The sequence below is a fragment of the Psychrobacter sp. genome (assembly GCF_036731945.1).
Taxonomy (GTDB): Bacteria; Pseudomonadota; Gammaproteobacteria; order Pseudomonadales; family Moraxellaceae; genus Psychrobacter.
Window position 1 is genome coordinate 7,673 of sequence record NZ_DAINDI010000086.1, and the last position, 2,422, is coordinate 10,094.

3 protein-coding genes and 1 pseudogene are annotated in these 2,422 nt (G+C 37.1%); 1 reads left to right on the forward strand and 3 read right to left on the reverse strand.

Features of this window, described 5'->3' with window-relative positions; genetic code table 11:
• A pseudogene (locus tag V7D75_RS13295) lies at positions 1-169 on the forward strand (glycosyl transferase); the annotation flags it as partial.
• Positions 170-346: 177 nt separating this feature from the next.
• Here V7D75_RS13295 and rffA read toward each other — a convergent pair.
• From rffA to V7D75_RS13310, 3 genes are all read right to left on the reverse strand, one after another.
• Positions 347-1,477, reverse strand: a complete 1,131-nt coding sequence (gene rffA / locus V7D75_RS13300; protein ID WP_193030161.1) for a dTDP-4-amino-4,6-dideoxygalactose transaminase — start codon at positions 1,475-1,477, stop codon at positions 347-349.
• Between the two features lie 8 nt (positions 1,478-1,485).
• Entirely contained in the window at positions 1,486-2,064 is a 579-nt protein-coding gene (locus V7D75_RS13305) for an acyltransferase (protein ID WP_193030159.1), read from the reverse strand.
• Position 2,065: 1 nt separating this feature from the next.
• The coding region (locus tag V7D75_RS13310; RefSeq protein WP_333614938.1) for a TDP-N-acetylfucosamine:lipid II N-acetylfucosaminyltransferase at positions 2,066-2,422 on the reverse strand (357 nt) is incomplete at its 5' end.

A 2,422-nucleotide genomic window follows, 5' to 3' on the forward strand; every position in this document is an offset into this window, starting at 1 on the left:
ATTTGATAGCTATTATAATGAAGCACTTGCTGCTGGATATAAACTAGATGATTATCGCGTTTCGCCGTTTGGTCATTTTCCGAAAAAAACGCATAAGCGTTATAAAGGCAATAAGATAACCCGACAAAAAGATACTAAGTCATTTTTTTCGCGTTTATTTAAAAGCTAATATTTACATAGTTCTTAGCTGATCTTTTGCTCCGGTTCAATTTACTATAAATCAGCTTTAGAACTATTTTAGCCAAAAATTATTTGCGAAGTAATACTGATTACTAGTCAGATAAGAAAGCTATTTTACAGCATAGATTGGATTAGTAAGCCAAGTACAAAGCTAATCAATACTCTGTTAGCTATAAAATGTCTTTATAGCAGATATAATCTGGTCTTGCTGTATTTTATCTATTCCATACCACAAAGGTAGTCTTATTAATCTTTCACTTTCTTTAGTCGTGAAGCTATCCTCTCCACTAAAGTATCCTAGATTTTTTCCAGCTATAGAATTATGTAAAGGGACATAGTGAAAGACTGCGATAATGTTATTGTCTTTTAAATACTGCAAAATGCTGCTACGTAAGGCGAGATTTTCAACTTTGATATAAAACATATGAGCGTTATGGGCGCAGAGTTTGGGAATAATAGGGAGTTGGATCTTGTTCTGTTGTTCGAGACTTTGCAACGATTCATAATAGTACTGCCAAGCCTTTAAACGATTTTGATTAATCTCTGTACACCGCTCGATTTGTCCCCAAAGATAGGCTGCTTGTAAATCACTAGGTAAATAGCTACTGCCTATATCAACCCAAGAATACTTATCGACCATTCCCCGAAAAAACTGACTTCGATTGGTTCCTTTTTCGCGAATAATTTCTGCTCGTGCTATAAATGATTCATCATTAATGATTAATAAGCCACCTTCACCGCCACTAGTATAGTTCTTGGTTTCATGAAAACTAAACGCGCCTAAATGACCAATAGTGCCAAGCGCTACTCCTTCGTATGTGCTCATCATACCTTGGGCGGCATCTTCTATAACATATAGATTATAGCGCTTAGCCAAATCCATGATAGTCTGCATCTCACAGCCAACGCCTGCGTAATGTACAGGGACAATGGCCTTAGTTTTGTCAGTGATAGCTGCTTCAATTTTGGTTTCATCGATGTTCATGGTTTCAGGATGAACGTCAACAAAAACAATAGTAGCACCGCGTAACACAAAGGCATTAGCAGTACTAACAAAGGTATAGCTCGGCATGATAATTTCATCGCCAGGCTTTGTATCAATGAGTATAGCTGCCATTTCTAAAGCAGCAGTACAAGAAGGCGTCAGTAACGCTTTTTTACACGGTAGATTTTGCTTAAACCAATCATGACAGAGTTCAGTAAATGGGCCGTCGCCTGATATTTTGTGACTCCGCATTGCTGTTAGTACGAATTGATCTTCATGACCGGTATAAGGCGGTTTATTAAAAGGAATCATTGTAGGTCTCAGCTATGGGTCACTTTAGTGTTCAGCGTTTCTAAGAATTCTTTTTCTAATACCAACAAGTCTTTTTTTCTTTCTTTAACTCTCTTGGCAGGATTACCTACATATATGCCCCAAGCTGTAGTGCTTTTATTGACTAAAGTCATTGCGCCTATAGAGCATCCTTCTGCTATATTTACACCAGGGAAAATTATACTGCCAGCACCTACAACGACCTGTCGATTTAAAACAACTCTTTTCTTTGATTCGTTCTTATATTCTGATGGCACTAAGGGACTAACCATAGTTGCTCCGCTATAATCGTCCGATTGGGAAAAGATTTTTACCCCATAAGCCAGTCCACAGAAATCATCTAAATATATTCCTTCTTGCCCCCCTGCTACCAAGCACATCGGTGCAATATGGCAAAAAGAGCCGATTTGTACGCGTCCTGATATCACACAGAAATCATCTATTCTTGAGTTATCACCTATCTCTATTTGCTCAGTATCATAAATACTGGCTTTATCACTAATTTTTACATTTTTGCCTAGCGACTTAAATCCTTTTTGTACCAGCTCGCTTGCTGTCAAATAAGCCATATTAAAATAACCTTGTTAATTGTTGAATTAAAGTTGCTTCAGAAAAGTAGTGTTTTATCTTGTTGACATTGTCTTTATGATAATGGTTGTCCAAAGAGCTAAAATCATTAATGTTATATATCTGCAAGCCTTTATCCCGAAAAAATTGCCATTGTGTCGTATCATTCCGTACATAAACTGTCTTGCCAAGACCTAATAAAGTGATGATATTTCCCATCGCTTGTTGTCGATTGTTATTAAAAATAGCAATATCAATGTTACCTAAAAACTCTAAATAGCGCTCAAAAGGCATAAATTCAGTCAGAGGAACAAATTTATCGCCAAAAAGCTCGCGGCCTAATTTTATTCCCCTTTGCGC

Excerpts from the sequence above, each read along its gene's own strand:
- V7D75_RS13305 (WP_193030159.1), bottom strand. The coding sequence starts at position 2,064 with ATGGCTTATTTGACAGCAAGCGAGCTGGTACAAAAAGGATTTAAGTCG.
- rffA (WP_193030161.1), bottom strand. The coding sequence starts at position 1,477 with ATGATTCCTTTTAATAAACCGCCTTATACCGGTCATGAAGATCAATTC.